Origin of the sequence: Acidithiobacillus sp., assembly GCF_023255755.1 — a bacterium.
GTDB lineage: Bacteria > Pseudomonadota > Gammaproteobacteria > Acidithiobacillales > Acidithiobacillaceae > Acidithiobacillus.
Genome location: NZ_JAGDVS010000015.1, coordinates 1 through 4,385, shown reverse-complemented (window position 1 = coordinate 4,385; position 4,385 = coordinate 1). Strand labels below are relative to the sequence as shown.

7 protein-coding genes are annotated in these 4,385 nt (G+C 57.7%); all 7 read right to left on the bottom strand.

The genetic code is table 11. The features are described 5' to 3' along the window. Positions 1–135: 135 nt before the first annotated feature. A complete protein-coding gene (locus Q0C48_RS01370) occupies positions 136–336 on the bottom strand; it encodes a hypothetical protein (protein ID WP_291520805.1) in 201 nt (66 codons plus the stop codon). A 304-nt stretch (positions 337–640) separates the two neighbouring features. Next, positions 641–1,960, bottom strand: a complete 1,320-nt coding sequence (locus Q0C48_RS01365; RefSeq protein WP_291520803.1) for a phage/plasmid primase, P4 family — start codon at positions 1,958–1,960, stop codon at positions 641–643. Beyond that, the gene (locus Q0C48_RS01360; protein WP_291520801.1) at positions 1,957–2,817 is read right to left on the bottom strand and encodes a toprim domain-containing protein; all 861 of its coding nucleotides are present in this window, start codon (positions 2,815–2,817) and stop codon (positions 1,957–1,959) included. The genes Q0C48_RS01365 and Q0C48_RS01360 overlap by 4 nt, the downstream gene beginning before the upstream one ends. Continuing rightward, positions 2,810–2,974 (bottom strand): hypothetical protein, encoded by a 165-nt coding sequence (locus Q0C48_RS01355; protein ID WP_291520799.1) that lies wholly within the window; start codon positions 2,972–2,974, stop codon positions 2,810–2,812. The genes Q0C48_RS01360 and Q0C48_RS01355 overlap by 8 nt, the downstream gene beginning before the upstream one ends. Continuing rightward, entirely contained in the window at positions 2,971–3,216 is a 246-nt protein-coding gene (locus tag Q0C48_RS01350; RefSeq protein WP_291520797.1) for an AlpA family transcriptional regulator, read from the bottom strand. Before Q0C48_RS01350 ends, Q0C48_RS01355 begins: the two co-directional genes overlap by 4 nt. Before the next feature lie 26 nt (positions 3,217–3,242). Further along, positions 3,243–3,857 carry a hypothetical protein gene (locus Q0C48_RS01345; protein ID WP_291520796.1) on the bottom strand — a complete coding sequence of 205 codons (615 nt, stop codon included), beginning with the start codon at positions 3,855–3,857 and terminating at the stop codon, positions 3,243–3,245. Continuing rightward, on the bottom strand, positions 3,854–4,385 hold a 532-nt coding region (locus Q0C48_RS01340), incomplete at its 5' end, for a site-specific integrase (protein ID WP_291520795.1). The genes Q0C48_RS01345 and Q0C48_RS01340, both read right to left, overlap by 4 nt.

Below are 4,385 nucleotides of genomic sequence, written 5' to 3'. Positions count from 1 at the left end.
GCATGGCGGAGAATGTCTCCACCATACTTGCATATGCCCGTTTCTAGCCTCCCGCTCGGTTGGGTGGTGCATTGGTACTGCCCCGGCTGTTTGCGTGCGCTGTGGGGCATCCTAGGGGCCATGGCGGGCGTCTGCTCAATACCACCTGCAACACCCCGGAATCCATCGCCCCCTGATCTTCACATCGGTTGTCACCATGAAGCCGCGATCCCGCACCCGCCAAAGATGTTTGCGCCAGGTGAAACGCTTGATGCCGGATCGTTGATGCCGGATAGCCACGGTCATCAAAGCCGTAACCAAATCGGGGCGCGCCCTGAGGGTGTCGATGATCGTCATGGCCGGTGGCCCATCAGCCTTTTCAGAATCGCGCCATGCTGCGCCGCGGTCAGGTCCGGCATCCCCTCGAAGCCAGGTATATCGTCCCAGCCGCGATCCGGTGGCAGGTCGTCCTCCGACTGGATGGCCTCCCGTTCTGATTGATCGTATTCATCGCCAAGTGGCGGAAGTGGCGCATTTCCCCCACTGTGCTGTATATCTCTCCCCCCTATACCCCTATACCCCCCCCTAAAGTTTTGTTGCAGCGTATTGGATGCGCCACTAGCGCCACTTGCGCCCAAAATCTCAGCCCAGAAAATGTCCATTACAAGTCCCCCGCAAGTCTTTGGCGTAGTCCGTAAAGGAAGCGTTCGCCTGCCGTCCCCTTCCCATCCTCGGCCCACATAAGCGCCTTGATACGCCTAGTGAAAGGGTTCCGGCTCACTGGCCGCTTGATGCCCGCGCTTGATGCCCACTGCTGATATAGGGAAAACGCCTCTGCGCTGGCGATCCTCGCGCCGGGTTCCTGCACCATCTGTTCCTCAAGAAAAGTGAGAACCTGATCGGAATCGCGTTTCCACTGGTTTACGGCCTCAACCGAACTTGGCGGGGAAGTCAGGTGTCCACGATCAAACGCATTGCCCAGGGCTGCGAGAAGGATATTCAGGATACCGGGGATCTCTGCCCGGAGCTTTTCAGATAAGCGCACGTCCCGAGATTCTTCCGGGTACTCGTTAGGGAACTTCAAAATAGTGAAGCGCCGAAACAGTGCTGGGGAAAAGTCGCGGGTGCCCGGCATGTGATTCGATCCAAGCCAGATTTTGCATATTGGCGTCATGACAAACGGGTCGCGATGTTTGTGCTCAACGGTACAGGCTTCGCCGCTGATAATGGCCTTGATTGCGCCGTCTGGAAGCGTTGTTCCTTCCGGCAACTCGGTCACGATATTAGCCAGCTTGCCGTCGAGACTAGCCCTTTGAAAGCGATTCTCAAACTCGGCCGGATTGATGCCGGAAGCGTACTGACCGACCATATCCGCCAGCAATCGAAGTGTGACGCTTTTCCCGTTGGAGCCGCTGCCGACCAGTAACGCGGCCTTTTCAAACTCGGTGGACGCCGTGAGGGTTAGGCCCATGAGTTCAACAAGTGCGACTATTCGTTCCTTGGCGTCGTCGGTGCCGTGGAATACCTCCTGCACGAACTGCGTAAACCTTGGGCAATCTGCATCAGGGTCGTACTTGATCGGCAATGAAACGCGCCGGTAATCCTCTGCACGATACGGCTTCACAACCCACTTTCCGCCGCCTTCGTAATGCAGGATGCCGTTCTGTACGGCAATATCCCGCTTTCCGGTGGCATCCCACTCGATGTCTCGATACCAGACGCCGTGAGCCATCTTCTCGGTTCCAGTGATCCGGCTTGAACTGGCCGCAATACCGAACTGGCGGCACACTTCCTGAATGCGCCGGTGGAGCATTTCCGTTGGGACTTTCTGCCAGATTCCGGCATCCGCCGAATAATCCCAGAAGTCACCACGATTGCTGATTAACTTGCCGCGTTCGCCAATGTATCCAGCAAGTTCTGTGTGGTCGGGCGTCGAGTCTTTTTCTGCGAGTTTTGCCGCTGGCAATGTTAAGACGCTCATCGGGAAGCCTCCAGCGCCAGGGCGTAATCGTTCCAGTCCATGCCGACCGTCGGCGGTATCAACACCTTGCCGTTAATGGCCCTAGCTGCCGCTGTGGCGCAACGAACACCTACGGGGTCATGGTCGCCGCACAACACGATTTCGCGCGTAGGGAAGCGTTCCCTTGCGGCCTGAGCGACGCTTCGGATGTTGTAGGCATCAACAGCCGCGACAACCTCCGCGTCGGGGTCCATCTTCGCCAGTGAACAGCCGGTAGCGTAACCTTCGCAAACCAATAACCGGCCTTCGGGATTGCCGCCAATATGGATGTGGAATCCCTTTTTAGCGCCACCCTTAAGCATCATCTTCCGGCCATTTGGTGCGATGGTTTGCAGCGAGTGGATAGCGCCGGACCAGTCCACAATAGCCAGGACCAGGAACGTATTCTGTTGCTTGGCGTTCATCGGTGTGATGTGTTTCTTTAGGCAATAACCCTGATCTGGCGATGCGTCTGGAAGGCTGTTAAATCGCTCTGTGGCGGCCTTTGCGACTTCGCCTTGAGCTTGGGCCTGTAATGCCTCACGCTCGGCCTTGATGCGCTCTATTTTGGCGGTAAACGCCGCCTTGTCAGAATCGCTCCACTTGTCGGCGCTGCCCATCGTCCAGTTGTGCTGTGCGCCAGTTTTCCACGATCCAAAAACGCCAGCCGGAATCCCGTCTGAGAACCCGCGCCAGAAGCCGTTCATGGTGCCTTTTTTATCGCCTGCCACATGGAATCTGGTCATTGTTGGCAGGTCGAATTGAATGACGCCGGGGTCGGTAGGGACGATGCCGCAACTGTGCATGTCGTCGATAACCTGGCGGACAAGGTCAGCCATGATTCACCGCCAATGCCGCAATGACGGCTATCCAGGCGGGCACGGTCAGAGCGATGCCGGTTGCAAGCTGGCGGAATGTGCTACACTGACCGGGCTTGATGGTGTTGTGCGAAGCTCCCGGATTGCCGCCGGGGGCTTTTTTGCCTGTGGCGCTCATGCGGCTGCCCCCTTGCTCAGATTGCTTTCCAGCCATGCCAGGACTTCGGCGGTATCCCACACCACGCGATTGCTGAACAGCGTCCGAGATGCCGGGAATTGGCCCTTTTTGATAAGGTCGTAAACGCTGGATTTTGAAAGCGTTGTGATCTCGCAAACGGTGCCGATCTTCACAACCGGCGGATATTGCTTGACTTGGATTGCCATAATAAAAAGCCCCTGTGTATGTTCGACAAGGGCCATTGAACAACTACGGACAATGAGAAGATTTAAGAGGGGGGCAACTTGATACTTTTGCCGCGCTTCCCCTGTCGCCAGAGATTTTTTGCTGCATCAAGCTTGATATCGTTCTGCCCAAGCTCTTGCAGGATGGTATAGATCTGCGAATGGTGAGCGTCGGGCAGATGGCGGCGGAGAAGATTTACGGTCGGGCCAATCGTCCCGGCCTTTTCCCGGTCATGCGCCTTGCAAAGCGCCTTGATCGGCTTCTGATTGATCACCACGACGCGGGGGCTGGTCAGTAGAGGGGGGCTGATTCGCTCCACGCTGGCGCAATTCTCAACCGGTCCCATGTTTGGCGGCGGAAGGGCAATATCGTCGGCACTCCGGAGCAATTCGGTCAGCATCGCCAAGGCTTCCAGGTGGTGAGCGAACTCGTAAGCACCCATCTTCTTTGCTGTCTTCATCACCCGCAGAAGCTGGTCCTGCAGATTGGTCACTGGTCCTGATTTGGTGCTGGTCTGGCCGCTCCTGTTTCGTTCCGCCGCTGCGTATGCATCAATCTCGCGCCCTCGGTCTGCAATGGCGTCTAGTGCTGCTTGCAAGGCGATTCTGCGGCTTTTGGATGGCAGGCCGGCCATTGCCTGCTCGATGGCCGTGGTCATGACGCCACCGAAAGCGCAATCACGTTGCCGGACTGCTCGCCCAGGAACCGCGCCCAATCTTCCATGACCTTGCGCCGCTTCTCCAGAGCATCGCCGCGCCTATAAGCGCCCTCTACACCGCCCAGGGCATGAGCAAGGCACTGCTCTATAACTTCCCGGCTGTGGTGGGTCTTGTCGCCCGCCCAATCACGGAAGCTGCTCCGCAGGCCGTGGACTGTTGCGCTTTCGTGATACTCCCGCATAACCTTTGTTACTCCAACATCGGACAACGGCTGTCCCTTTCGGTTGGGGAATACCGTGCCGGTGGTCCCGAGTTCGGCCATGCGCTCGATGATCTCGGCCACCTCATCGCTCATGGGGGCGACGTGCACTTTGCCGGTCTTGGTCCGGTTGGCGGGAATGGTCAGCGTCTTGGCGGGCAGGTCGATCTCATCCCACCGTAACCCGCGTATCTCGCCGCTCCGGCACGCGGTGAGTGCGATGGTACGCAAGCATAGGGCACCTATCGTCTGCTTCTTCCTGAGCGCC

What these genes read in the sequence shown, in the direction of transcription:
- Q0C48_RS01360 (WP_291520801.1), bottom strand. Translation starts at nt 2,817, where the DNA reads ATGGCTGACCTTGTCCGCCAGGTTATCGACGACATGCACAGTTGCGGC.
- Q0C48_RS01370 (WP_291520805.1), bottom strand. Translation starts at nt 336, where the DNA reads ATGACGATCATCGACACCCTCAGGGCGCGCCCCGATTTGGTTACGGCT.
- Q0C48_RS01365 (WP_291520803.1), bottom strand. Translation starts at nt 1,960, where the DNA reads ATGAGCGTCTTAACATTGCCAGCGGCAAAACTCGCAGAAAAAGACTCG.
- Q0C48_RS01350 (WP_291520797.1), bottom strand. Translation starts at nt 3,216, where the DNA reads ATGGCCCTTGTCGAACATACACAGGGGCTTTTTATTATGGCAATCCAA.
- Q0C48_RS01345 (WP_291520796.1), bottom strand. Translation starts at nt 3,857, where the DNA reads ATGACCACGGCCATCGAGCAGGCAATGGCCGGCCTGCCATCCAAAAGC.
- Q0C48_RS01355 (WP_291520799.1), bottom strand. Translation starts at nt 2,974, where the DNA reads ATGAGCGCCACAGGCAAAAAAGCCCCCGGCGGCAATCCGGGAGCTTCG.